This window comes from Mesorhizobium sp. P3_A10 (assembly GCF_056403175.1).
This window is the reverse complement of record NZ_JBFUFZ010000002.1, coordinates 113,356-136,814: the sequence shown is the minus strand read 5'-3', so window position 1 is coordinate 136,814 and position 23,459 is coordinate 113,356. Positions and strand designations below refer to the sequence as shown.

The 23,459-nt window shown below is 63.4% G+C and carries 28 protein-coding genes and 2 pseudogenes; 16 read left to right on the top strand and 14 right to left on the bottom strand.

Features of this window, described 5'->3' with window-relative positions; translation table 11 throughout:
- Positions 1-134 precede the first annotated feature (134 nt).
- From AC1DXU_RS07350 to AC1DXU_RS07340, 3 genes are all read right to left on the bottom strand, one after another.
- Complete coding sequence (locus AC1DXU_RS07350) at positions 135-557, bottom strand: DoxX family protein (protein ID WP_477366382.1); 423 nt, start codon at positions 555-557, stop codon at positions 135-137.
- A gap of 236 nt (positions 558-793) precedes the next feature.
- Entirely contained in the window at positions 794-2,191 is a 1,398-nt protein-coding gene (gene fumC, locus AC1DXU_RS07345; RefSeq protein WP_477366379.1) for a class II fumarate hydratase, read from the bottom strand.
- A gap of 300 nt (positions 2,192-2,491) precedes the next feature.
- Positions 2,492-2,971, bottom strand: a complete 480-nt coding sequence (locus tag AC1DXU_RS07340; protein ID WP_477366376.1) for a cupin domain-containing protein — start codon at positions 2,969-2,971, stop codon at positions 2,492-2,494.
- A gap of 110 nt (positions 2,972-3,081) precedes the next feature.
- On the opposite strand from AC1DXU_RS07340, the gene AC1DXU_RS07335 reads away from it, so the two are divergent.
- A complete protein-coding gene (locus AC1DXU_RS07335) occupies positions 3,082-4,032 on the top strand; it encodes a LysR family transcriptional regulator (protein WP_477366373.1) in 951 nt (316 codons plus the stop codon).
- A 14-nt stretch (positions 4,033-4,046) separates the two neighbouring features.
- Here the strand turns inward: AC1DXU_RS07335 and AC1DXU_RS07330 are convergent, their stop codons facing one another.
- Positions 4,047-4,808, bottom strand: a complete 762-nt coding sequence (locus AC1DXU_RS07330; protein ID WP_477366370.1) for an SDR family NAD(P)-dependent oxidoreductase — start codon at positions 4,806-4,808, stop codon at positions 4,047-4,049.
- A 119-nt stretch (positions 4,809-4,927) separates the two neighbouring features.
- Entirely contained in the window at positions 4,928-5,530 is a 603-nt protein-coding gene (gene betI / locus AC1DXU_RS07325) for a choline-binding transcriptional repressor BetI (protein ID WP_477366367.1), read from the bottom strand.
- Between the two features lie 108 nt (positions 5,531-5,638).
- On the opposite strand from betI, the gene choX reads away from it, so the two are divergent.
- Complete coding sequence (gene choX, locus AC1DXU_RS07320; protein ID WP_477366364.1) at positions 5,639-6,577, top strand: choline ABC transporter substrate-binding protein; 939 nt, start codon at positions 5,639-5,641, stop codon at positions 6,575-6,577.
- Positions 6,574-7,401: an alpha/beta fold hydrolase gene (locus tag AC1DXU_RS07315; protein WP_477366361.1), complete on the top strand. Its 828-nt coding sequence runs from the start codon at positions 6,574-6,576 to the stop codon at positions 7,399-7,401. The genes choX and AC1DXU_RS07315 overlap by 4 nt, the downstream gene beginning before the upstream one ends.
- Before the next feature lie 10 nt (positions 7,402-7,411).
- On the opposite strand, the gene AC1DXU_RS07310 is transcribed toward AC1DXU_RS07315, so the two are convergent.
- Positions 7,412-8,212, bottom strand: a complete 801-nt coding sequence (locus AC1DXU_RS07310) for an NIPSNAP family protein (protein WP_477366358.1) — start codon at positions 8,210-8,212, stop codon at positions 7,412-7,414.
- Between the two features lie 149 nt (positions 8,213-8,361).
- Here AC1DXU_RS07310 and AC1DXU_RS07305 point away from each other — a divergent pair, with 149 nt between their 5' ends.
- Positions 8,362-8,994: a TetR/AcrR family transcriptional regulator gene (locus AC1DXU_RS07305; RefSeq protein ID WP_477366355.1), complete on the top strand. Its 633-nt coding sequence runs from the start codon at positions 8,362-8,364 to the stop codon at positions 8,992-8,994.
- 7 nt (positions 8,995-9,001) lie between these two features.
- On the opposite strand, the gene AC1DXU_RS07300 is transcribed toward AC1DXU_RS07305, so the two are convergent.
- Positions 9,002-9,595 (bottom strand): hypothetical protein, encoded by a 594-nt coding sequence (locus AC1DXU_RS07300; protein ID WP_477366352.1) that lies wholly within the window; start codon positions 9,593-9,595, stop codon positions 9,002-9,004.
- A gap of 134 nt (positions 9,596-9,729) precedes the next feature.
- Between AC1DXU_RS07300 and AC1DXU_RS07295 the strand changes: the two genes are divergently transcribed.
- Positions 9,730-10,863: a metallophosphoesterase gene (locus tag AC1DXU_RS07295; RefSeq protein ID WP_477366349.1), complete on the top strand. Its 1,134-nt coding sequence runs from the start codon at positions 9,730-9,732 to the stop codon at positions 10,861-10,863.
- Between the two features lie 49 nt (positions 10,864-10,912).
- Here the strand turns inward: AC1DXU_RS07295 and AC1DXU_RS07290 are convergent, their stop codons facing one another.
- Complete coding sequence (locus AC1DXU_RS07290; RefSeq protein WP_477366346.1) at positions 10,913-11,092, bottom strand: CsbD family protein; 180 nt, start codon at positions 11,090-11,092, stop codon at positions 10,913-10,915.
- Between the two features lie 172 nt (positions 11,093-11,264).
- On the opposite strand from AC1DXU_RS07290, the gene AC1DXU_RS07285 reads away from it, so the two are divergent.
- From AC1DXU_RS07285 to AC1DXU_RS07250, 8 genes and pseudogenes are all read left to right on the top strand, one after another.
- A complete protein-coding gene (locus AC1DXU_RS07285; RefSeq protein WP_477366343.1) occupies positions 11,265-12,704 on the top strand; it encodes a patatin-like phospholipase family protein in 1,440 nt (479 codons plus the stop codon).
- A 98-nt stretch (positions 12,705-12,802) separates the two neighbouring features.
- A pseudogene (locus tag AC1DXU_RS07280) lies at positions 12,803-13,461 on the top strand (glutathione S-transferase family protein).
- Between the two features lie 295 nt (positions 13,462-13,756).
- Positions 13,757-13,966: a cold-shock protein gene (locus tag AC1DXU_RS07275; protein WP_010915421.1), complete on the top strand. Its 210-nt coding sequence runs from the start codon at positions 13,757-13,759 to the stop codon at positions 13,964-13,966.
- Between the two features lie 291 nt (positions 13,967-14,257).
- On the top strand, positions 14,258-14,485 hold the full coding sequence (locus AC1DXU_RS07270) for a hypothetical protein (protein ID WP_477366340.1): 228 nt from the start codon (positions 14,258-14,260) through the stop codon (positions 14,483-14,485).
- A complete protein-coding gene (locus AC1DXU_RS07265) occupies positions 14,485-14,892 on the top strand; it encodes a hypothetical protein (RefSeq protein WP_477366337.1) in 408 nt (135 codons plus the stop codon). The genes AC1DXU_RS07270 and AC1DXU_RS07265 overlap by 1 nt, the downstream gene beginning before the upstream one ends.
- A 1-nt stretch (position 14,893) precedes the next feature.
- Entirely contained in the window at positions 14,894-15,076 is a 183-nt protein-coding gene (locus tag AC1DXU_RS07260) for a hypothetical protein (RefSeq protein WP_477366334.1), read from the top strand.
- A 5-nt stretch (positions 15,077-15,081) separates the two neighbouring features.
- Positions 15,082-15,465, top strand: a pseudogene (locus AC1DXU_RS07255) (YkgJ family cysteine cluster protein); the annotation flags it as partial.
- 262 nt (positions 15,466-15,727) lie between these two features.
- Positions 15,728-16,339, top strand: a complete 612-nt coding sequence (locus AC1DXU_RS07250; protein ID WP_477366331.1) for a LysE family translocator — start codon at positions 15,728-15,730, stop codon at positions 16,337-16,339.
- A gap of 24 nt (positions 16,340-16,363) precedes the next feature.
- Here AC1DXU_RS07250 and AC1DXU_RS07245 read toward each other — a convergent pair whose 3' ends face one another.
- Complete coding sequence (locus AC1DXU_RS07245; protein WP_477366328.1) at positions 16,364-17,557, bottom strand: AraC family transcriptional regulator; 1,194 nt, start codon at positions 17,555-17,557, stop codon at positions 16,364-16,366.
- A gap of 11 nt (positions 17,558-17,568) precedes the next feature.
- On the opposite strand from AC1DXU_RS07245, the gene AC1DXU_RS07240 reads away from it, so the two are divergent.
- Together AC1DXU_RS07240 and AC1DXU_RS07235 are read left to right on the top strand one after the other, a co-directional pair.
- Entirely contained in the window at positions 17,569-17,994 is a 426-nt protein-coding gene (locus AC1DXU_RS07240) for a GFA family protein (RefSeq protein ID WP_477366325.1), read from the top strand.
- A gap of 52 nt (positions 17,995-18,046) precedes the next feature.
- Positions 18,047-18,562 carry an OsmC family protein gene (locus AC1DXU_RS07235; protein ID WP_477366322.1) on the top strand — a complete coding sequence of 172 codons (516 nt, stop codon included), beginning with the start codon at positions 18,047-18,049 and terminating at the stop codon, positions 18,560-18,562.
- A gap of 75 nt (positions 18,563-18,637) precedes the next feature.
- Here the strand turns inward: AC1DXU_RS07235 and AC1DXU_RS07230 are convergent, their stop codons facing one another.
- The 3 genes from AC1DXU_RS07230 to AC1DXU_RS07220 are packed head-to-tail and all read right to left on the bottom strand — an operon-like array spanning position 18,638 to position 20,540.
- Positions 18,638-19,030 (bottom strand): nuclear transport factor 2 family protein, encoded by a 393-nt coding sequence (locus tag AC1DXU_RS07230; protein WP_477366319.1) that lies wholly within the window; start codon positions 19,028-19,030, stop codon positions 18,638-18,640.
- Positions 19,031-19,047: 17 nt separating this feature from the next.
- A complete protein-coding gene (locus AC1DXU_RS07225; RefSeq protein ID WP_477366316.1) occupies positions 19,048-19,497 on the bottom strand; it encodes an OsmC family protein in 450 nt (149 codons plus the stop codon).
- 32 nt (positions 19,498-19,529) lie between these two features.
- Positions 19,530-20,540 (bottom strand): zinc-dependent alcohol dehydrogenase family protein, encoded by a 1,011-nt coding sequence (locus tag AC1DXU_RS07220; protein WP_477317080.1) that lies wholly within the window; start codon positions 20,538-20,540, stop codon positions 19,530-19,532.
- 101 nt (positions 20,541-20,641) lie between these two features.
- On the opposite strand from AC1DXU_RS07220, the gene AC1DXU_RS07215 reads away from it, so the two are divergent.
- Positions 20,642-21,253: a TetR/AcrR family transcriptional regulator gene (locus AC1DXU_RS07215; protein WP_477317082.1), complete on the top strand. Its 612-nt coding sequence runs from the start codon at positions 20,642-20,644 to the stop codon at positions 21,251-21,253.
- Positions 21,254-21,328: 75 nt separating this feature from the next.
- Here AC1DXU_RS07215 and groL read toward each other — a convergent pair whose 3' ends face one another.
- Together groL and groES are read right to left on the bottom strand one after the other, a co-directional pair.
- The gene (gene groL, locus AC1DXU_RS07210; protein ID WP_477273667.1) at positions 21,329-22,984 is read right to left on the bottom strand and encodes a chaperonin GroEL; all 1,656 of its coding nucleotides are present in this window, start codon (positions 22,982-22,984) and stop codon (positions 21,329-21,331) included.
- 64 nt (positions 22,985-23,048) lie between these two features.
- Complete coding sequence (gene groES, locus AC1DXU_RS07205) at positions 23,049-23,345, bottom strand: co-chaperone GroES (RefSeq protein WP_006203049.1); 297 nt, start codon at positions 23,343-23,345, stop codon at positions 23,049-23,051.
- Positions 23,346-23,459 lie beyond the last annotated feature (114 nt).

Below are 23,459 nucleotides of genomic sequence, written 5' to 3'. Positions count from 1 at the left end.
CGGCTGGCCCTGTTCCTCAACCCCGACGCCGCGATCTTAGCAGGAATCGGCTGGCCGGGACGCCATGCACAGACAACGAAAAAGGGGCCCGGAAAATTCCGGACCCCATTTGTTGCATTTCGCGTAAGTGGGCTTCAGCCGCGCTTGGCGTCGACCGAATAGGCGCCGGCGCCCGAGGAGGCCAGCAGAAGGAAACCGCCCGTAATGGCGAGATTCTTGAGAAACTGGATCATCTGCATCTGGTCGGCCCAGCCGGTGTGGGCGACCAGCCCGGTGGCGATGGTGAAGATCGCGAGCACCCAGGCAGCAATACGGGTCTGGAAACCGACGAGGATGGCGAGACCGCCGACAAGTTCGATGAGACCAACGAGGATTGCAGTCACGGTCGGCAGCGGCAGGCCGAGGCTACCGAAGTAACCGGCGGTTCCGGAAATGGCGGTGAGCTTGCCGAAGCCGGAAAGCAGGAAGATGGCAGCGAGCAGGATGCGGCCGAGCAGGATGGTGGTGGAGCTGTTGGACGCGACGCTGGCGCCGGCAGTGGATGTGTTGATGGACATGGTGGCTCTCCGAAAAAGGGTTGATGCCCCGTCAGATAGACCAAGCCGACTGTTCACCAAAGCCGCCAGTCCGACGACACATTGTTCACAGAGCGTACATTTCCGTGATCGGGCGAAGGACGCAAAATTCGTGTCGGGTCAACCTTTGACGGCAGTAAATTTTCCCGCCGCCAAATTTCCGGTTTCTCGTCGACGCAGTCCTCAAGGGAAGCGCTAAGCGCTTTTCCTGGAATTGCTTATCCTGGATGCGTCATGTCCTCGGGCCGCACCAGCCGGTCGTAGTCGGCTTCGCTGACCAGCCCGGTGGCCAGCGCTTCCTCGCGCAGCGTGGTGCCCTTCTTGTGCGCTGTCTTGGCGATCTTGGCGGCATTGTCGTAGCCGATGGTCGGCGCCAGTGCCGTCACCAGCATCAGCGAGCGGTCGAGTGCCGCCTTGATGTTGTCTTCCCGCGCTTCGATGCCGACGACGCAATTGTCGGTGAAGGAGATCGAGGCGTCGGCCAGCAGCTGCACCGATTGCAGGAAATTATAGGCCATCAGCGGATTGTAGACATTGAGCTCGAAGTGGCCCTGGCTGCCGGCGAAGGTCAGCACCGCATTGTTGCCGAACACCTGCACGCAGACCTGCGTCAAAGCCTCGCACTGCGTCGGGTTGACCTTGCCCGGCATGATCGACGAGCCCGGCTCATTCTCCGGCAGCGAGAGTTCGCCAAGGCCGGAGCGCGGGCCGGAGCCGAGGAAGCGGATGTCGTTGGCGATCTTGAACAGTGCCGCTGCGGCCGCGTTGATGGCGCCGTGCGAGAACACCATGGAATCGTGCGCGGCGAGTGCCTCGAACTTGTTCGGCGCCGTGACGAAGTCGATGCCGGTGATGTCGGCAATGCGCGCCGCCACTTTTTCGGCGAAACCGACCGGCGCGTTGAGGCCGGTGCCGACGGCGGTGCCGCCCTGCGCCAGTTCCTGCAGGCCGGGCAGCGTCAGCTCGATGCGCTTGATCGATGAGGCGACCTGCGCCGCATAGCCGGAAAACTCCTGGCCAAGGGTGAGGGGAGTCGCGTCCTGCGTGTGGGTGCGGCCGATCTTGATGATGTGGGCGAACGCCTTGGTCTTGGCTTCGAGCGCCGCATGCAAATGCTTCAGTGCCGGCAGCAGGTCGTGCACGATGCGCTCGGCGCAGGCGATGTGCATGGCCGTCGGGTAGGTGTCGTTCGACGACTGGCTCATATTGACGTGGTCGTTGGGATGCACAGGCTTCTTCGAGCCCATGACGCCGCCCAGCATCTCGATCGCCCTGTTCGAGATCACCTCATTGGCGTTCATGTTCGACTGCGTGCCCGAGCCGGTCTGCCAGACGACCAGCGGGAAATGCTCGTTGAGCTTGCCGTCGATAACCTCCTGGGAGGCCTCGACGATCGCCTTGCCGATAGCCGGGTCGAGCCGTTTCAGCTCCATATTGGCTTCAGCCGCCGCCCGCTTGACGATGCCGAGCGCGCGCACGATCGAGGCCGGCTGCTTTTCCCAACCGATCTTGAAATTGCCCAGGGAACGCTGCGCCTGCGCGCCCCAGTAGCGGTCGGCGGCGACCTCGATGGGACCGAACGTGTCGGTTTCGGTTCTGGTCTTTGGCGCGCTCACGGCTCTCTCCGCTGTCGAATTCGGCAACGGCGTATCGCGTTGCACAAATCGCTTCAAGCGAAGATTGCGAAGGGTGAGGATGCGAATCGGTTGAAGGGATGGTGATCTCCCCCCTCGTGGGGGAGATGCCCGGTAGGGCAGAGGGGGGCGCGAAGGATCGCCAACCTCGTTCACCTGTGACTAGCGAGAAACAAAGCCTGAGGCGTCATTGCGATCGATTGAGAGATCGGCGGGACAGTGCCCCCCTCTGGCCTGCCGGCCATCTCCCCCACGAGGGGGGAGATCGGCAGTTTCGGTCTCTCACCCCAATGGCGGGCCGACGATGTCGATGCCATTGTTTGCGCAGAGCTGCACCAGAGCCGCGATGATTTCCGGCGTCGGTTCCATCTGGGGTGGCAATTCCGGCCGTTCGGCAGGGCGACCCGCCTGGCGCAGAAGCGTTTCGAAATCCGCACCGCGCGTGACGGTGAGGGTTCGCGCGCCTTCGGGCGACTCGACCCGGTAGGTGTGCGGCAGGCCTTTCGGCGCGATCACCGTATCGCCGGGCCCCGCAAGTCGTTCCTGGCCGTCGATCTGAAAGCGCATGCGCCCTTCCAGAACATGAAACACCTCATCTTCCCGGCGATGCACATGCAGCGGCGCAGAGTCGCCAAATGGCATGCGATGCTCGACCACGCAGATGCCGTCCTGTCCTGCGGCCGACGGGATGTGGATCGCGATGAGCGTGTTGTTGAACCAGAAGAGTTCCTTGCCTGTGATCGTCCCGGGGGTCATTGTCATGGCTTTCTGCTCCTTTTGTTGCCTGTGCCGACTGGGTGGCGCTGACGACGATCTAGCCAAGGACATGCCCGCTACGGAAATCGAATGATCGTATGGGATGAATTGATGCGATGAATTTGAACGCGCTCGACCTCAATCTTGTCCGGGTGTTCGACGCGCTTTTGCGGGAAAGAAGCGTCACGCGTGCCGGCGAGCAGATCGGCCTCAGCCAGCCTGCGGTCAGCGCTGCGCTCAATCGCTTGCGGCATGTCCTCAACGACCAGCTGTTCGTGCGGCGCGGCAATGAAATGGTGCCAACGCCACGCGCCGAGAGCCTGGCGAAGCCGCTGCGCGTGGCGCTTCGCGAAATCGAACGTGTCTTCCAGTCCACGAAGAGCTTCGATCCGGCCCAGCTCGACCGAACCTTCACGCTGATGGGCGCGGATTTCTTCTCCATGATGCTGATGCCGTTTCTGGCTGCACGTATCGCCGACACGGCGCCCCGCGTGTCGTTCCGCTTTCTCGACAGCGCGCGCGGCGACGTTTCGAGGCTGCTCCAGGAGGATGAAATCGACGCGGCACTCGAACGTCCGCTGGAGGTTTCTGACTGGGTCTCCAGCACGCCCCTGTTCCATTCGCCATTTGCAATCATTGCGGCGAGGGACAACGCCGCGATCAGGCAGACCGGGATCGCGGACGGCGAGCGCCTGCCGATGGACCTTTTCTGCGAATTGCCCCACGTTCTTCGCTCCATCGACGGTTCGATGTCGGGCTCCACCGACGAGGCGCTGGGCAGGATCGGGCGGACGCGTCGTGTAAGCCTGGCATTGCCGCACTTTCAGGCTGTCGCGCTGGCGGTGGCGAACGGAAACCATCTTGCCGCGGTTCCCAGGCAGTTCGCGGTTTGGGCGGCGAAGAGCCTGCCGCTCGCCATCTTTGAACCGCCGCTCCCCATTTCTGTTCCTGAAATCAGGATGTACTGGCACGCGCGCCACGACGACGAGCCGCCGCATCGCTGGGTTCGCGATCAGATACTCGAAGCTGTTGAAGTGCTGGGTTTCAGGGACTCCGGCGGCTCGTAGCGGCCGACCGCTTCTCACCCCGCGGTAAAGCCCCCGTCGATGGCAAAAATGCCACCGCTGGTCCACGCCGCCTCGTCGCTGGCCAGATACACCGCAATGCCGGCGAGGTCCTTGGTCTGGCCGATGCGGCCGAGCGGGTAGCTGCGCTCGACATAGGCCTTCAACTCGGCCTGTGCTGCTGCCGGCAGGTTTTCGATCGATTTGCGCCGCATCGCGGTGTCGACCGTGCCCGGGGCGATGGCATTGACCCTGATGCCGCGCGGACCGAGCTCGAAGGCCAGCGATTTGGTCAGCGAATTCAGCGCGCCCTTCGACAGCGAATAGAGGCTCGAGGGCCGCTTCGGGATCATCTTGTTGGCGAAGTAGGACGAGATGTTGATCACCGAGGCGCCGCTTGGCGTGAGATGCGGCAGCAGGCGCTGGGTGAGAAAGAACGCCGCCGTCACATTGAGCGCGAAGGACTGCTGGAACTGCTCTTCGCTGACCGTCTCGAACGCCACCAGGAAGGCGACGCCGGCATTGTTGACCAGGATATCGATCGGCCGGCCCGCCTTTTTCACGTGCTCGACAACGGCGTCGATGCCGGCGGATGTCGAAAGATCGGCCGCCAGCGTTTCGCCGCCGCCGCCGAGTTTTTCACGAGCGGCACCAAGCTTTCTGGTGTCGCGTCCGACAACCAGAACGTCAGCGCCCTCTCGCACAAAGGCCTCGGCAATGGCCAGGCCGATGCCGTCCGAACCGCCGGTGACCAGCGCCCGTTTGCCGCCCAACCTCATCGAACACTCCCACGCGCTACCCGCCGCACGGTCAGAGCATCGCTGTCGGGGATCGCGGTCAAGTCATCGGCCTATCGCACAGTATGAACTTCGCCTGGCTGCCAACCAGGGGCGACTGCTCATCCTTCGCTATGCAAGGGTCTACGGAAGGCCAGCCGTGCTGCGACATGATCCTTGACCTGGCGGATCGCCTGCTCGCGCGTAACACTGCCCGGCTGCAGGCCGAGCCGCAGCCAAAGCCCGTCGATCAACGCGGTGACGCCAAGCGCGATGTCGTCGGCATCTGCCGGTGAGGCGATACCACGCAAGCCGGACAGAAGGTTGGAGCGCATGCGCGCATGCAGCACGTGCTGGATGCGCGCCAGCGTCGCGTCGCGCGGCACCTCGGCGCACAGCGATAGCCAGGCGTGGCAGATCGACGGCTGGAACAGATGCGGCTCGAAATTGCCTTGGATCACCGCGTCCAGCCGCTCCATCGGTGTACGAGCCCGGCTCAGCCGTGCGATCACCGCATCGCGCAACACCGCATTGGCCTCGCGCATCGCATGCTCGAAGAGTTCCTGCTTGTTGCGGAAGTAGTGCAGCACGATGCCCTTCGAGGCGCCGGCATGGGCGGCGACCTTTTCCAGGGTCGCTCCGGCAATGCCCTCGCGCTGCAGGACGGCGAAGGCCGCCTGCCGCAATTCCTTGCGCCTGATATCGCTGATGCGGCTGAGCTTCATGAGAGGATCCGGTGTTTCAAGATTGCAGATTGACATTTTCGTCCGTTGAGATCAATCATTGACCGTTGGGACAATTATCAGTCCGAATGGACAAAGAGGAGATTTCGAATGCGTCGCATCCTTGGAATTGGCGTGTCTTTGATGGCGCTGGCACTGACAATGCATGCGGCCCGCGCCGCAGAGGCCGAGCAGTGCAAGGCTGTCCGCATGGCCGAGCCTGGCTGGAACGATCTGGCCTTCACCACCGGTGTCGCCAATGTCCTGTTCGGCGCACTCGGCTACCAGCCGCAGAGTTCGGTGCTGGGCATCAACGTCATCTACGAAGGCATGAAGAACAACGATCTCGACCTGTTCCTCGGCTATTGGAACCCGGCCATGGTCACCTATTACGACCCCTACAAGAAGGATGGTTCGGTCGAGGACGTGCGCGTCAATCTGGCAGGCGCCAAATACACCTTCGCCGTCCCGACCTATGTCTGGGACGCCGGCGTCAAGGATTTTGCCGACCTGCACAAATTCGCGGAAAAATTCGGCAAGAAAATGTACGGCATCGAGCCCGGCTCGAACCAGCTGATGATGGACGCCATCGCCGATCCGTCGCTTGGCCTCGACGGCTGGCAGGTCGTCGAATCGAGCGAAGCCGGCATGCTCTCCGAGGTCGGCTACGAGATAAAGGAAAAGCAGTTCATCGTCTTCCAGGGCTGGGCCCCGCATCCGATGAACACGATGTACGACTTCAAATATCTGACAGGCGGCGACAAATTCTACGGCCCGAATCTTGGCGCGGCGACGGTGACCACGCAGGTCCGCAAGGGCTATCTCGAACAGTGCCCGAATGCCGCGCAATTGCTGAAGAACCTCGCCTTCGACGTCGATTTCGAGAATGTCGGCATGGGCTACCTGATCAACGATGGCATGAAGCCGGAAGAAGCGGGACTGAAAGCGATCACCTTGAACAAGGGCCGTCTCGACGCCTGGCTTGCGGGTGTCACCACTTTCGATGGCAAGCCGGGACTGGCTGCGGTGAAGGAAAAGCTCGGCCTGTGAATTCCGCTGGATCAGAGGCCGGTCAGCACGCCTGGGCCGCTCGCAAGCGCATGGTCGATGTCGGTGGCATCGCCATGGCCTGCATCGAAATCCCCGGCGCCGAGCCGCCCCTGCTGCTGATCCACGGCTTTACCGACACCAGCCGCAGCTTTTCGCTACTGGCGCCGCATCTGCCCGGTCGCAGGCTGATCATCCCGGATTTGCGCGGCCACGGCGCCTCGCAGGCCGGATCGCAAGCTTTCCGGCCTGCGGACTTCGCCGACGACATTGCTGGGCTGATCGGGCGGTTGCGGCTCGAGCGGCCGGTTCTCGTCGGCCATTCGCTTGGCGCCATGATCGCCATCGAGACGGCGGCCAGCCATGGCGAGCTGATTGGCGGACTGGTGCTGCTGGCGGGTACGCTGAAGCCCGGCATCTCGCAGGACCATCCCATGGTGACCGGCGTCAGGGGCTTGAGCGATCCGATCTCGCCGGCCGACCCGTTCTATGCCTGGTGGCATGCCTGCCGGCCCGGCGTGCCGCAGGCCTTCCTCGCCTTGATGGCGCAGGAGGCCTCTACAATGCCGGCTGCGCGCTGGCGGCTGATCCTCGAACAGCTTCTCCGCGCCGATCTGACCGGCAGGGCGCCGGGCGTGCGGCAGGAGACGCTGGTCGTCGCCGGCGCGGTCGATCCGCTGTTCGGCGAAGCGCATCAGCAGGCGCTGCTGCGCGCGCTTCCAGGCTCCGACTTCCTCCGCATTGAAGGCTGTGGCCACAATCCGCACTGGGAGGATCCAGCGCTTGTCGCCGCCGCCATCACCGGCAAGTTCAGGGCAGGGGCCTGATACGAGGGGGCTACCTCAGCAGCGATTGCGTGGTCGCCGACAGGCGCAACGTTTCAGTCGGCTTGGCGATGGCCGACTGCGCCGCTTGCAGGAACGCCTGCCACTGCGGCGCGTTCGCCAGGGCTGCTTCGTGGCGGGCGTGCGCCTCGGCGCTGTCGAAGCCGGTGACGCTGATGAAGACGTTTTCGGCTGATCGCACCGGCAGGCGCGGGAAGCTGTTTTCGGCGTGTTCGGTGATGAAGGCGGCGAGCAACTTTGCGCCGAGCGCTTTGAGCACCGGAACGGCCACTGCCTCGAAGTTTTCGGCAAAGCCGGCCTCAGCGCCCCGCCGCAAATGATGAATCTGCAAAACAACAATACCCTTCAAGCGACTGTCGTCGCTTGATTTTCCGAGGTTGGCGTTTTCATGACCTGACGATGCCAGCGCTGGTCGTTGCAACCCCGACAGGTCGAAGCCGGCGCCCGGCCATGCCGGCTTCAACTGCAGCACATCGTCGGAATCGATCATCGTGGCATTGGCGGCATCGCTGTAGGCGCCCCACACCGGCCCTTCATAGAAAGCGGTCAGCGCGTCTTTTCGCGCCTCCATGCCGTCGAAACCGCGCATCCAGACGAACATGTCCGGCCGGTCGAGGTCGCGGAACTGACCGATGATGGTCATCCCGGCGTCTTCCTGGCCCGCGATCAGATGGGTGTCGAAGATATCGATCAGCATGTCGCGCTTGCCGGGCTTCAGCGTGTATTGCCGGAGTTCGACGACCGGCGAAGCGAGCAGGCCGGACGTCGCAGGGGCATTCAAGGGCAGGTTCATCGCACGCTCTCCAAAACAGGATGATCATCCTGTTTGTAAAACAGACCGGTTGTCCTGTTTTGTCAATCTGCTATCCCTAGGGAATGTCAGCAGAGATTACCGCGCGCCCAAGATCGCGACGCCAAAAACGCACCAACGACCCCGAAGGCATGCGCAACAAAGTGCTCGACGTGGCCGAGGCCGCGTTTCAGGCGCGCGGCTATCATGCTTCCAGCATGGGCGACCTGATGGCGGCGGCAGGTGTTACCGGTGGCGCGTTGCACCACCATTTCCCGACCAAGAAGGCGCTGGCCCTGGCAGTGATCGAGGAGCGCGTGGCCGCAGCCGTCGAAGAAACCTGGATCGCGCCGCTGCTGGCGGCGGGCTCGGCGCGCGAGGGTGTGCGCGGCGTCTTCGACACGGTGGCGACTGAGCTGGAACAGCAAGGCTTCGTGCGCGGCTGCCCGCTCAACAATCTGGCGCATGAAATGTCGCTGGCCGATCCGGATTTCCGCGTCGGCCTGGCCAACATCTTTTCCGCATGGCGCCAGGCGATCGCCGACAAGGTCAGGGCCGACCAGCAAGCGGGCAGGGAGCAAGGCACCGATCCCGAGCGCTTTGCGGCACTGACCGTCGCCGCCTATTCCGGCGCGATGTCGATGGCCAAGACGGCGCAGGAAGCCAGCGTGCTGCGCGACTGCCTGGAGGAATTGCAGCACGTGACCCGCACAACTTCGTCGGTCCAGGACGGAGCCAGAGCCAAGCGGCGTCGCAGGGTGCTGCTGCGGCCGGGAACGCCTTGAACTGGCTCTAATTGGGCAGCGGTTTGATCGTCATGTAACCGTTCACTGTTTCCGCGCTGGTGCCTTCATCGTAGCGCCGGGCGAGAGCTGCCTGCAGATCGGGCGAATAGAGCGCGGTGAACGTATCCAGCGTCTCGCCGGCCCCGTTCTTGAAGGTCTCCTTGACGGCAAGCACATTGTATTTGCAGTCGCCGAGGCTGAACGTCTCCTTGCCCTTGACGACCAAAGTCAGCGTCTTGGTGCTCTTCGGCTGCTTGTTCGCCGACAGCTCGACGAATTCTATCGTGCTCTTCGCCCCTGTCTTCAGCGGAAACAGTTTTCGCAAATCGGAAAACGGGATCATAGCCAGCCGGCCGGTATCACTGTCGCGAAACACCTCGATCAAGCCGCCGAACAGGAACTGTGTCTGCGGCGATTCGGATTGGTATGTGTTGGCGACGGAAACCATGCCGCCCGCTGCCGGCCGGAACTCGCTGCGGATGCCGGGCATTTCCAGCGCGAAGCCAGCCTTGGCGGATTTCGCGTCGATGCAACCGGCGGCCTGTGCGACGCCGGCCGACAGCAATGTGGCCAGCATCATGCCGATAGGTGCAGCTCTCATCGCGTCCCTCGTACACCTGAACGTTAGCGCGCGTAGAAATGACAGACCCGCAACACGCTGTCGATGGCCGGCAGGTCATGTGATCCGCGCAGCAAACTGGACGAACCGTTGCCGGCCGTGCTGAATCTCGCACCATGATGACTCGCCTTTCGCAAAAATTGGTCACCCGGCGCAGCTTCCTGGCGCAGGCTATGGGATTTGTTGTGGCCGGCGCCGTCGCGCGCCCGGCGCTCAGCCAGACCGGGCAGCGCATTGCGCCCATCGACGCCACCTTTCTGTTCGTCGCCGATATCCACGCCTGCCGCATGGCCAGCGGCTTGAGCCCCAACTGCCAGCAGGAAGGCAAGACCGACGCCGCCTTGCTGCGCAATGTCGCGGCCCTGAACGGCCTCGGTGACAAGGAATGGCCAGCCGAAATCAACGGCGTGGCTACCGGCCTGCGTTCGGCCGGCAGCCGCATCGGCACGCCGCTCGGTCTCGTCGTCGGCGGCGACATCACCGACGATGGCGGTGGCCAGATCACCCAGCCGAGCGAAGGCACGCAGCTGCTGCAGTTCAGCCAGCGCTACAGCCAAGGCGTTGGCCCCGACCGCGTGCACATGCCGGTCTATGTCGGGCTCGGCAACCACGACCTCGACCAGAACGGCCCGCCGCCGCATGTCGACTGGTACCGCCGCGAGATGCGCGACTATGTCGAGGTCAATCACCGCGCCGGCGTGTTCTTCAAGCCACCGGTGCCGGCGACCGACTACGATGTCGATACCGACTGCTATTCATGGGATTGGGGCGGCCTGCATCTCGTCCAGACGCACCGTTTCGCCGGCGACACCGGCCATGGCGCCATCTCCAGCCTGCCTTGGCTGAAGCAGGATCTGGCGACCTACGCGGCGGATGGCCGCCCCGTCATCCTGTTCCAGCACTATGGCTGGGATATTTTTTCGACCGAACGCTGGGATGCGGCCAAAAGAACCTACGACGATGACGGCAACGGCGCGCCGCACTGGTGGAGCGAGGCCGATCGCCAGGCGTTGCTGGCGACGCTGAAGGGCTACAATGTCGTTGCCGTCTTCCATGGCCACCAGCACGACACGCCGCTGATCTACCGCCGCGACGGGCTCGATTTGTTCAAGCCGAAGGCCGCCTATATGGGCGGTTTCGCAGTCGCGCGGGTGACCAGTGACGGCATGGACGTGGTGCTGGGCGAAGCCGCCGACGACCATGGCGCGGTTACCTTCACCAACGCCTTCAGCAAAGGCTGGAACACATGAAAGGGCGGCCTGAGCGGCCTGCTTTCCGATAGACATTAGCGATGCGGGATCAGAGTGCCTTCTTGATCTTGTCCTTCAGGTCGCCATAGGTCTTCTGCACTTTGCCGGCGATCTTGTCGGCCGTGCCTTCGGCCTGCGTCTGCCGGTTGCCGGTGGCCTTGCCGGCGGCTTGCTTGATCGAGCCCTTGACCTGTTTGGCCACGCCCGCGACCTGATCCTTGTTCACCATTTTGCATCTCCTGGGATTTTGAATTCCGGTGCTTTGTTCGCGAGAGGCAAACGAGCCGGCGTCGTTCTGGTTCCACACACCTGCCATGCCGACCGCTCCGGTTGCGCCCGGTGCCTCAATCCGGATAGGCTCCGCTTGGGCCGCAATTTGAGGGTTGGCCCTGGGGTGTCGGATGCGTTTTCGTCCAGGCCTTGCCTTGGCTGCTGTCATGCTGATGGCCGGCTGCGTCGCCGACGATGTCGGACCGATCAACGTCGAGGTCTCCCAGGTTGGCCACCCGTCGCCGGCCTTCCTGCCTGATCCGGGCGACGACGGCTCGACTGTGGTCGGCCTCGCTTTTTCCGGCGGCGGCACCAGGGCGGCGGCCTTTTCCTATGGGGTGCTGCGGGCACTGGACGAGATCGTCATCGACGAGCGGCCGTACCGCCGCACGCTGGTCGACGACATCAGGATGATTTCCGGCGCGTCCGGCGGCGCCATCGCGGCAGCCTATTTCGGCTACAGGGGCAAGGACGGGTATCAGGATTTTCGCGAGCGCTTCCTCATCCAGGATGCGGAAGCCGATCTCAGGACATCGCTGTCGCCGCTTAATCTGGTGCGCGCCTACAATGGCGGCGTCAACGACCGCAGCGGTTTCGCCAGATGGCTGAACGACCATCTCTTCGATGGAGCGACGTTCGAGGCCTTCCGCCAGCCGGACCGGCCCATCGTCTGGGTCAATGCGTCCGATATCTACAACCGCACGCCGTTCCTGTTCAGCTACGACACTTTCGCGGCCCTGTGCAGCGATCTCGACAAGGTGCGGCTGGCCGACGCCGTGGCAGCTTCCGCCGCCGTGCCTGTCGTCTTCGCGCCGATCGTGATCTCCGCCACCAGTCCGCATTGCAACTACCACCGGCCGCAGTGGCTGGAGCGGGCGCTGGCCGATCGCAACGCGTCGACCCGGCTCAGGGCCCATGCCAGGGCGCTCGATGCCTACCAAAAGGAGGATCCACTCGACTTTGTGAAGCTGCTCGACGGTGGCCTGACCGACAATATCGGCGTCACCGGCTTCACGCTGGAGCGCTCCGCCGCCGGCACGCCTTACGGTCCGCTGTCGCCCTCCGCCGCCGTCAGGTTGAGGACGCTGCTATTCATCGTCGCCGACGCCGGCAGCGACCGCGATGTGACCTGGGCCAAGTCGATCCACGGGCCGAAGCTCAGCCAGCTGTTCGACGCCGTGACCGGCACAACGCTGGAGGCCTCGGTGCGTGACGAATTCGATGCGCTGACGCTGGCCGTCTCGCAATGGCAGGACGAGCTGGTGCGCTACCGCTGTGCCTTGCCGGCCGCCACCGTGGCCGGCTATCGCGGTTCGGCTGGCGGCTGGAACTGCCGCGATGTGCAGCTGGTGGTGCAGCATCTGTCCTTCGCCGACGTTGATCCAGCCATGCAGGTCAGGCTCAACGCCATCCCGACCAGGTTGAAATTGCCGGTCGAACAGGTCGAGCTCACCGTAGAGGCCGGGCGCGAGGCGCTGCGTGTCAATGCCGACATTGCCAGCGCCGTTGCGGCGATCCGCGCCCGCGCCGGTGTCTCGCCGGGGGCGCAAATGACGGCACAGGCCAACTGATTGATCCAGGGTGAGGGCTGGACCAGTGCATCGCGGCCGAAACCTTTTGCTGGCCTCGCATCCGCTGGCTAGTGTGACGAAAAATTGGGGAAACAATCTTGGCTGAATTCACGCTCACCATCGGCAACAAATGCTTTTCGTCCTGGTCGCTGCGGCCATGGGTGGCGATGAAGCATCTGGAGATCCCGTTCGAGGAAGGTTTCGTGCGCCTGCGCACGCCGCAGACCTTTGCTAATCTGGCCAAAGTGTCGCCGACCGGCTTGGTTCCGGTGCTGAATCACAATGGCAGGATCGTCTGGGAAACCCTTGCCATCCTTGAATATCTTGCCGACCTGTTTCCCGAGAAGAGGCTGTGGCCTCTGGACATCGGCGCCCGCGCGCTCGCCCGCTCGGTGGCGACCGAGATGCATTCCGGCTTTCGCGAGGTCCGCTATGGCTGGCCGATGAACCTGCGCCGTCCCAGGGGTCACAAGCCGCTCGATGCCGAAGGCGAGGTGCAGCGGGCGCGCATCGAGGCGATCTGGCGCCAGTGCCGCGCCCAGTACGGCAAGGGCGGTCCGTTCCTGTTCGGTCATTTCACCGCGGCCGACGCCATGTACGCGCCGATCGTCACCCGGTTCGACACCTTTGGCGGGGAGCTGGCGCCGGATACCCGTGCTATGTCGATGCCGTGCTGGCGACGCCGGCGATGCGCCACTGGTACGCGGAGGCCGCCAAGGAAACCTGGCCGGAACCCGGTCCCCACGAACAGGACTGACCGCAGGGGCAGGCTTCCAGGACGCTTGGTACGGCTTATCTCAGACAGGACTTCGGGCCGAGTTGAGATGCGCCGCGCGGAACAATCCTGAGTTGAATGTTGGCGGTGGCTAAACCAAAAATTGACACGGCTCCAAAAGAAGCGTAGAAGAAACTCGTCGATATTTGTTTGACCGACTTTTGTTATCCGCGCACACATGCGCGCCTTTGACGAACTTCCCCATCAAAAATCGAGACAAAAATCGTTGTGCATTCGCACCGCGATTAACGAATATTTGCCATGGAAAGGGTTCGTCATGAGCACCGGCACAGTTAAATGGTTCAACGCCACCAAAGGTTTTGGTTTTATTCAGCCTGACGACGGTTCGGCCGACGTTTTCGTTCACATCTCGGCCGTCGAGCGCGCCGGAATGCGCGACATCGTCGAAGGCCAGAAGCTCGGCTACGAGATGGTCCGCGACAACAAGTCGGGCAAGATGTCCGCCGATCAGTTGAAGGCGGCCTAAAACGGAATTCAGCCGTCCCGGTGACCACGGATGTACTGGCACCGGTGAATGGCGAATTCTGAGGCCTGCGTCTCCTTAGGGAGGCGCGGCGCTGTGATGGAAGGTCAGGCAATGCCTGGCCTTTTTCATTTTTCGACGCTGCAAAAGTTCAAAAGAGCGCCGCGCGTTGATCGAACGTGCTAAGGACGCTCCAGCACCTGAATCCGACTGCCGTCTTGCTTTGTGCGTGGTCCTGGCCGAAAGACCGATCTCGCCGCTTTTCGGCATCATGCTCCGAACGGGAGAAAGACCTTGACCGCCACTTCAAAGAGAACCCGCGACCAGGCCGAATCCATCTTCAGCAAGGCCCAGACCCAGTCGATGTCGCTCAATCGCATCACGTCCGAACAGGATGCCGTCAGTCAGGCCCGAGAAGCCAAGACCGCGCGGCTGCGCGAACTTCGCCTCGAGAAGGAAGCCGACGACCTGGCCGCTGCTGCCGCGCTCGCGGCCCTGCCGAAGCGGGCGGGCAAACGCTGATGGCCACCAAACGCGTGCCGCCAACGCCGATCGATGCCGATGCGACCATTGCGTCCATGGCTCCCGGTATGGATAAGCCGGTCGAATATGTCCGCCGAGTGCTGGAAAAGCTCGAGCGCTGCAAGCGCGCCCATGGCGATGCGCAGGTGCGCGTCGGCGTGCGCGGCCGCGCCGAAGCTCCGAACTACCTGATCGAATATGTCCGCGAGGACAAAAAAACCCATGAGCGCGTCACCCATCAGGACGCCGCCTATAGCGGCAGCACGCACCGCGAGCTGGCGCCGCATCACATTGCGGAGGCCAGGAACTGGTCGCCCGAGGAAATGAACATCACGGCGGTCTCGGCGCTGATCGGCCGCTTGCGCAACCCGAATGCGCCATCATCGCGTTTTTCTGACGAGGATTGACATGGCCATCAAGTTTTCCGCCAAGGACCAGCCGGCAGCGCCTGCTGCCACGAAGCCGGCCAAGGCCGCCAACGACAAGAAGCCGGCGACGGTGAAGCCGGTGGAGGGGTCCGCCGAGGCCTCGACCGACCTGTTTCTTTCGCCGGCGGCGCCGTCGAAGGGCAAGGCCGGCAAGAAGAAATAGCCTCCTTGCCGAAAGACGCCGACCGCAATCCCACCGCCGCCGGGCTGCTTGGCCCGGCCGCTGCCGCGGCCTTTTTATCGCCCCGGGAGGGTGCCGGCCCGGTCGCCATCTTTGACTGCCAGAGCTGCGGCGCCTGCTGTTCCTATTCGGCCGACTGGCCGCGCTTCTCCACCGAGGATGACGCGCAGCTCGACCTGATTCCGGCAAAACACGTATCCGCCGACGAATCCGGTATGCGCTGCGACGGCGTGCGTTGCTCCGCGCTCACCGGCGAGGTCGGCAAACGAACCGCTTGCGGCATTTACGAGATCCGCCCCGATGTCTGCCGCGCCTGCATGCCCGGCGACGACGATTGCCTGATGGCGCGCAAGGCGCACGGGTTGCCGGTGGAGTTGCCGATCTCCCCCCATGTGCGGGAGATGCCCGGCAGGGCAGAGGGGGGCGCTGTCCCGCCGGCTTCTCTGTCGACCTTCAATCGCACGCCTAAGTAGATTCGGCTGGAAGGTTCGAGACGTGGGCGATCCTTCGCGCCCCCCTCTGGCCTGCCGGCCATCTCCCCCACGAGGGGGGAGATTGCGTGCACCGCCGCTTGCCGCAGCCTCCGCCTCCCGATACCTTCCCTGAGGGCAGGGCGCGTCGGAGGGATCATCCGTGAGCATAGAATTTCTGTTGACGTCTCTGATCGTCGTGGCTTCGCCCGGCACCGGCGTTCTCTACACGCTGAGCGCTGGGCTGTCGCGCGGCGTCCGTGCCTCGATCGTCGCCGCTTTCGGCTGCACGCTCGGCATCATCCCGCATATGGCGGCAGCCATCACCGGCCTGGCGGCACTGCTGCACACAAGTGCTGTCGCCTTCGAGACGCTGAAATATCTCGGCGTCGCCTATCTGCTCTACATGGCCTGGAATACACTGAAGGAGAAGGGCGGCTTGAGCGTCGAGGAAAATGTCGCGCCGCGCTCGGCCGGCAAGGTGATCACCTCGGGCATCCTCATCAACATCCTCAACCCGAAACTGTCGATCTTCTTTTTTGCCTTCCTGCCGCAATTCGTCAGCACCACCGAGCCGCACGCGCTGTCGAAGATGCTGGAGCTCTCGAGCGTCTTCATGCTCCTGACCTTCGTCGTCTTTGTCGGCTACGGCATCTTCGCCGCCTCAATCCGCAGCCATGTGGTGTCGCGGCCGATGGTGCTCACCTGGATGCGCCGCACTTTTGCCGGCGCCTTCGTCATGCTCGGCGCCAAGCTGGCGCTGGCCGACCGGTAGAACAGGAACTGTCAGCCCCTCGGCCTAAAGCTCCTCGTTACTTCCGGACCCGGTCCGGATACCGAGGCGCCACGCCGAGGGTGGAACGCCGATCATCTTCTTGAAGGCGCGGCTGAACGCCGCCTCGGACTCGTAGCCAATTTCGGCCGCGATGCTGGCCATGTTGCTGTTGCCGGCGGTGAGCAGTTCCGAGGCAATCTGCATGCGCCATTTGGCGAGATAGTGCATTGGCGGCATGCCGACCAGCTTGGTAAAACGTTCGGCGAGTACGGTGCGTGACAGCGCGCAGTCCTTCGCCAACGCCTCCACCGTCCAGTTGTGCGCCGGCCGGTCGTGGATCAGCGCCAGCGCCCGCGCCAGGTGCGGATCGCGCAGGCCTGCCAGCCAGCCGGTGTGTTGCGGCGGTAGCGATTCCACGTAGCGGCGCAGCACGTCGACGAACATCAGTTCGCTGAGCTTGGTGAGCACGGTTTCACTGCCCGCGCGTTTCTGCGCCACCTCCGTGACAGCCAGATTGATGAACTGGCCGAGCCAGCCGGCATCGCCTTTCGCATCTCCAGCCTTGATGACTGGCGGCAACGCTTCGAGCAGGGGATTGAACGGCTGTGCATCGCAGGCGAGGTAGCCGCAGACGAGCCTGGCCGAGATCGCCCCGTCGCCGGCGCAGTTGATGTAGAACGGCATCCGGCCGGCGGTCGCTATCTCGAGCACATCAGCTGTCGGCGGATCGGCACGCAGCGCCGGATTGCTCGACATGATGTGCGGGTCGCTCCGGGTGAAGACCACGACTTCGCCAGCCTCGAGCGCGATCGCTTCCTGGCCGACGATGCGGGCGAAGCAGCGGCCGGCGGTCACCACATGGTAGGAAATCAGATGATCCGCGCCGGGGAGAATCTTCGGCAAGATGGACGATCGCGCCGGCGAGCAGACGGCCCATGGCTCGTGGCCCTCAATGTCGAAAAACGTCGCGCCAGTAAGACGTACCGTCCTCAACAGGTCAGACAGAGCATCCCCGGCCATTCCGTTGTGTCCCGCACCATCCCTTGGCAAGCCGGCACCGCCAAGGGCGGTGCCGGTGCGACATCCCTTTCCAGTTCCGGACGCGCTGTCAAGCAAGACGGACGCCGCATCATTCAGTTCGCAGCCGGAACTCCTAAACCTCCGCTGGTGCTCGAGCACTGCCGAAACCGGACGCTGAGCACCGTCGAAACCAACCAAGGACAAAAGTCATGACGGTACATAGAGGCGGGTGTTTTTGCGGCGCCGTGGAGATCGAAGTGCACGGGAACGCCGAGGCAATGGGCTATTGCCATTGCAGTTCCTGTCGATCGTGGTCGGCGTCTCCGGTGAACGCCTTCACGCTGTGGAAGCCGGAGAACGTCAAGGTCACCAAAGGCGCTGAGTTCCTGTCCGGTTTCGAGAAAACCGACATGAGCGATCGCCAGTTTTGCACGCAATGCGGCGGCCATCTGATGACCGATCATCCGCCGCTCGGGCTGGTCGATGTCTACGCGGCGACGATACCCGGCGTGAAATTCACGCCTGGGGTTCACGTCAACTATGCCGAGACGGTGCTGCCGATGAAGGACGGATTGCCCAAGCTCAGGGATTTTCCGGCGGAACTCGGCGGCTCCGGCATCGCCGTGCCGGAATAGGCAGGGCCCGCTCGCCATTTTCACAACGACAATCCAAGACAGGAGATCTTCCATGGAAATCGCAACATTTCGCGCCACGCAGGAGCCGATCAAGGACCTTTACCGCAAGGACGCACAAGCCGCGTTTCTTACTTTGAAGGCCAGGGGCGTCGCCGACGCGTCCACCGTAACCTGCAAGGTCGAAACCGGACGCGGGCTTGCGTTGGCGGGCATCCATCCGATGGCCGGCGGCAGCGGTCAGGAACTCTGCTCCGGCGACATGCTGCTGGAGGCGCTGATCGCATGCGCCGGCGTCTCGATGCGGGCGGCCGCGGCCGTGCTTGAGATTCCGATCAAATCGGCCGAAGTCTCCGCCGAAGGTGACGTCGATCTTCGTGGCACGCTCGGTGTTACTGAAGGCGTCCCGGTAGGCTTCAAGGAAATCCGCTTGCGCTTCGACATCAAGACCGACGCCCCGCAGAACCGGCTTGATCAGCTGCTCGAACTCACGGATCGCTACTGCGTGATCTTCCAGACCATCCAGAACAGCCCCAAAACCACGGTGAAGCTTCACAGGGTCGGCCAGTAACCAGGACTGGCCCGGAATCTCGAATTGCTGGGAGATTCCGGGCTGGAGCCAGGGCGCAATTTCCTGCACCACCAGTCATGGTCGACCCTTCACATAACCCATCGCCTCGACGATGCGTCCGTCTGCGACGCGCATCAAATTGACGCCGCGGATGGAGTTGCCGTCGGCCTGAAAATAGCGCCAGCGGATCGTCGCCCGCTCACCGGCGACGAAGGTCTCCTCGAGGTCGAAGCGCGTGCCGGCCTGGGTGGCGATCGCCGACCACAGCCCAACGCAGGCGTCGCGGCCGGTGTGGCGGGCGCCGTCGGGCGCCGGCACGGTGTTTTCGATGACGCAGTCCTCGGCCACCAGTTCGGCGAGCGCCGACGGATCGTGCAGCTGGAACACGTCGTTGAAGCGCTGCATGATCTCGGCCGTCTCACGGGATTTGTCGTCCGCATGGATGTCCATGATGCTCTCCTGTTTCATCTCAAATCTCCTGGGTTTCATGCTTCCGCGCTGACGGGCGCGACAAGCTCCGCCCTGAGCGCGATGCTTGCCACCCCGGCCAGGGCGCGGGAAACGAGGCAGGTCGTCTTCGCCGTCTCGGCAAGCCGCTGGAATTCCGCCGGGTCAAGGCCAGGGATCTCGGCTTGCGTTTCAAGCTCGATGCGGGTGATCGTCGGCCCGGCCGCGGTCGCCCCGAGATGTACCTTGGTGACGGTGCGAATGCGCGTGGGCACAAATCCATCCCTGCCCAGGATGGCGCTCAGCGCCATCGAAAAGCAGCCGGCATGCGCCGCCGCGATCAGTTCTTCGGGGTTTGTGCCGGGACCGTTCTCGAACCGCGACGGGAAGGAATAGGCGCCTTCGAAAACGCCGCTGCCAAGCCGCAAGCGGCCCGAACCCTCCTTCAGCGTGCCTTGCCACTCGGCCGAAGCGTCACGAATTGTCATTGTCTGCTCTCCCTTGTTTGAGGGTCAAAAAATCAGGCGCCGGCGATGACCACTTTTCCGAAGACGTCGCCCCGCTGGAAATAACGGTAGGCATCGCCGGCCCCGGTGAACGGGAAGACCTTGTCGATGACGGGCTTCAGGCGATGCTGCGCGACGGCGCGCAGCATGGTTTCGAGGTTGGTCCGGCTGCCGACAAAGAGGCGGCTGATGGTCGCGAGGCTGCGCTGATAGAGTGCTGCCGGCAGCTGGATTGACCCGCCTTTCGCATCCTGCAGCGTGAGCAGCACGATGTGCCCGTAAAGTGTGCTGGCGATCAGCGACTGCGCGAAGGTCGCCGGGCCGCCGGTCTCGACGACGAGGTCGACCCCGCCGGTTTGTTCGCGGACAGTCGCACCCCATTCCGGCGTGTCCGTGCTGGAGATGACGAGGTCGGCGCCCAACGCGCGCAGCCTGGCCGCCTTCTCGGCGCGCGAGGTGACGGCCACGACGCGGCAGCCGAGCAGCTTGGCGAACTGCAGCGCAAACAGCGAGACGCCACCCGAGCCGATGACCAGAACCCATTGGCCAGGCTTCGGAATCCCGGCTCCGGTCACTGCGTTCCATGCCGTCAGGCCAGCGCAGGTCAGCGTTGCCGCCTCATGCCAGTCGAGATGGTCGGGCAGCCGCGCCGCCCATTGTTCGTCGAGCACAGCGTATTCGGCCAGCATGCCGTCCAGCGTGCAGCCGAGCTGGTCGATCAACCCGGCATTGATGCGGCCGTCGATCCAGCGGGCGAAATAGCTGCCGGTGACGCGGTCGCCGACGGCAAAGCGGGTGACCGCATCGCCGATGGCGACGACCTCGCCGGCGCCATCGCTCAAGGGAACGACGCGCTGGCGCGGCGGCAGCGGATAGGTGCCGTTAAGGATCATCGTGTCGCGGCGGTTGAGCGAGGTGGCGCGAACACGCACCACGATCTCATGCGGTTTCGGCTCCGGCTGCACCTCGTCGCGCATCACCAGGCATTCGGTCCCGCCGAACCCTTCAAGACGGTAGCTTTGCATTTCGGCCTTCTCATAAATATGTAGACTGATCTACATAGTATGTAGACCGATTGTCATATTCGATGCAAGGCCTATAATGCTTAGTGCTGACAGAGGTTGACATGGCGAACGACACCCGCACCCGCATACTCGAGACGACGGCGCTGCTGCTCAGGCAGCGCGGCTATCACGGCACCTCGCTCAACGACATTTTGAGTGCCAGCGGTGCCCCGCGAGGCTCGCTCTATTTCCATTTTCCCGGCGGCAAGGATCAGCTGGTCATCGAGGTGACGCGCGACAGCGTCGCCGGGGTGACGCAAAGGCTGGGTGAGGCGCTGGCCGCAGAAGCCGACCCGGCGGTCGCCGTGCACCACATCTACCAGGCGGTCGGGCGCATGCTGGAGGACAATCAGTTTTCGCTCGGCTGCCCGATCGCACCTGTGGTGCTGGACTCTCCGACCGATGTGCCGGAGCTCGCCGAATTATGCCGCTCGGCCTTTGTGCAATGGATAGGCCTGCTGCAACAAGCCTTTGTCAGGGCAGGGGTGCCGGAGCGCCGCGCGCATGCTTTGGCGTTGCTCGTCGAATCATCGCTGGAAGGTCTGATGGTGATCGCCCGCGCCACCCGCGACCGCTCCCCGCTGCAGGCGGTAGCCGATGAGGTCGCAGCATTGATCGAAACCGCAGTGCTGGCCGGGCGAGAAACACGGCGACACGCGAATGCCGCCGTCTGAACCTCACAGCTCACACAAACAAAAAGGGCGCCTTTCGGCGCCCTTTCCGTATTTGAAGGCTGATGGATGCGTGGATTAGAAATCCATACCGCCCATGCCACCCATGCCGCCGCCGCCCATGCCGCCAGGCATACCGCCGCCAGCCGCTTCCTTCTTCGGAGCTTCGGCGATCATGGCTTCGGTGGTGACGAGCAGGCCGGCGACCGAGGCCGCGTCCTGGAGAGCTGTGCGAACGACCTTGACCGGATCGACGATACCCATGGCGATCATGTCGCCATATTCGCCGGTCTGGGCGTTGTAGCCGAAGGTCGCGCCCTTGTTCTCAAGGATCTTGCCGGCAACGATCGAAGCTTCCGCACCGGCGTTGGCAGCGATCTGGCGGGCCGGAGCCTGCAGAGCGCGACGCACGATGTTGATGCCGGCGGTCTGGTCGGAGTTTGCGCCGGTTGCCTTGATGGTCAGCGAAGCGCGCAGCAGGGCGACGCCGCCGCCGGGAACGATGCCTTCTTCGACGGCCGCACGGGTCGCGTTGAGGGCGTCATCGACGCGGTCCTTCTTTTCCTTGACTTCGATCTCGGTCGCACCGCCGACGCGGATCACCGCAACGCCGCCGGCGAGCTTCGCCAGACGTTCCTGCAGCTTCTCCTTGTCGTAGTCCGAGGTGGTCTCCTCGATCTGCTGCTTGATCTGGGCAACGCGGCCCTGGATCTCGGCCTTCTTGCCGGCGCCGTCGACGATGGTGGTGTTCTCCTTGGAGATCGACACCTTCTTGGCGCGGCCGAGCATGTTGAGGCCGACGTTCTCGAGCTTGATGCCGAGGTCTTCCGAGATGACCTGGCCACCGGTGAGGATGGCGATGTCTTCCAGCATGGCCTTGCGGCGATCACCGAAGCCCGGCGCCTTGACGGCAGCGATCTTCAGGCCGCCACGCAGCTTGTTGACGACGAGCGTGGCCAGGGCCTCGCCTTCGACGTCTTCCGAGATGATGACCAGCGGCTTCGAGGTCTGCACGACAGCCTCGAGGATCGGCAGCATGGCCTGCAGGTTGGAGAGCTTCTTCTCGTGGAGGAGAATGTAGGCGTCTTCCAGATCCGCAACCATCTTGTCGGCGTTGGTGACGAAGTAGGGCGAGAGGTAGCCGCGGTCGAACTGCATGCCTTCGACGACTTCGAGTTCGGTCTCGGCGGTCTTGGCTTCCTCGACGGTGATGACGCCTTCATTGCCGACCTTCTGCATCGCTTCCGCGATCATCGAGCCAACCGAGGAGTCGCCATTGCCGGCGATGGTGCCGACCTGGGCAACCTCTTCCGAGGTCTTGATCTTCTTGGCGTTCTTGATCAGCGTCGCGACGACGTCGGCAACGGCGAGGTCGATGCCGCGCTTCAAGTCCATCGGGTTCATGCCGGCGGCAACCGCCTTGTGGCCTTCCTGGACGATCGACTGCGCCAGAACGGTCGCGGTCGTGGTGCCGTCGCCGGCGATGTCGTTGGTCTTCGAAGCAACTTCGCGGACCATCTGCGCGCCCATGTTTTCGAACTTGTCTTCAAGCTCGATTTCCTTGGCGACGGTGACGCCGTCCTTGGTGATGCGCGGGGCGCCGAACGACTTGTCGATGACGACGTTGCGGCCCTTGGGGCCGAGCGTGACCTTCACCGCGTCGGCGAGGATGTTGACGCCGCGCAGCATGCGCTCACGGGCGTCGCGGGAGAATTTTACGTCTTTGGCAGCCATGTTTTAGCTCCTGGCAGGGGCTTGGGATCAAGCCCGAAAATTCAGTTGACGGTGAGGCCGATAATCAGCCGATGATGCCCATGATGTCGGATTCCTTCATGATCAGAAGGTCTTCGCCATTGAGCTTGACTTCGGTGCCCGACCACTTGCCGAACAGGATGCGGTCGCCAGCCTTGACGTCCAGCGGGACCAGCTTGCCGGCTTCGTCGCGGGCGCCGGAACCAACGGCGATGATCTCGCCTTCCTGCGGCTTTTCCTTCGCCGTATCCGGGATGATGATCCCGCCGGCGGTCTTGGATTCGGATTCGACCCGGCGAACGACCACGCGGTCATGAAGCGGGCGGAACTTCGACTTTGCCATTTTTTCTTCCTCGAATGAGAACGGTGAGAGCAGTTCCTCCATCCGGCGGCGCCGGACGTATGAGTTAGCACTCACCAAAGGCGAGTGCTAACGTGCCGGTGAAATAGGCGCGCG